We start from the raw sequence: 770 nt of genomic DNA on the forward strand, positions 1-770 counted from the left end.
AGATGTGTATAAGAGACAGGGTAACGGCGGTACCTCAACGGCTACCGTTGCAGTCACGGTCAATCCAATCAACGATAACCCAAATGCTGTTAATGATTCGGCGTCTACCAACGAAAACACACCGGCAATTATCACTGTACTGGACAATGACACCGATTCTGATGGCGATTCCCTTTCTGTCAGTAGCGCTAGTGCTGCTAACGGAACCGTATCCATTAACCCAGACGGAACGCTAACCTACATTCCTAACCTTGGATTTAACGGGACTGATACCATCAGTTACTCTATTAATGACGGTAACGGTGGTGTTGCAAATGCTACAGTTTCAGTAAATGTCAATGCAGCCGGTAATAACTCCCCATCAGCTAACAACGACTCAGCCTCTCTCAACGAAGATACGAGTGCGAATATAGATGTACTGGCCAACGATACCGATGCAGACGGTGATACGCTTACCGTCGATAGCGCAACAGCTGGTAACGGTACCGTCGCGATTAATCCTGACGGCACCATCACTTACACGCCTGATGCAAACTTCACTGGCTCCGATACCATCACTTATACGGTCACGGACGGTAACGGCGGGACTGCTACTGCAACCGTAGCGGTGACCATTAATGCCGTGAATGACAACCCAACTACCGCAGGCGAATCAGCTACAACGGATGAAGACACGCCAGTCACTGTGGATGTACTAGCTAACGATTCCGATGTTGAGGGCGATACGCTCACAGTCGACTCTGCCTCAGCAGCCAATGGCACGGTTGCCA

Annotated in this window: 1 protein-coding gene; it reads left to right on the top strand. The window is 49.9% G+C overall.

The window, feature by feature from the left end; translation table 11 throughout:
* Nucleotides 1-770, top strand: a 770-nt coding sequence (locus tag OW491_RS17855) for an Ig-like domain-containing protein (RefSeq protein WP_290037247.1), incomplete at both ends; no start/stop codon positions are given.

This window comes from Neptunomonas sp. CHC150 (assembly GCF_030397555.1).
GTDB lineage: Bacteria > Pseudomonadota > Gammaproteobacteria > Pseudomonadales > Balneatricaceae > Neptunomonas > Neptunomonas phycophila.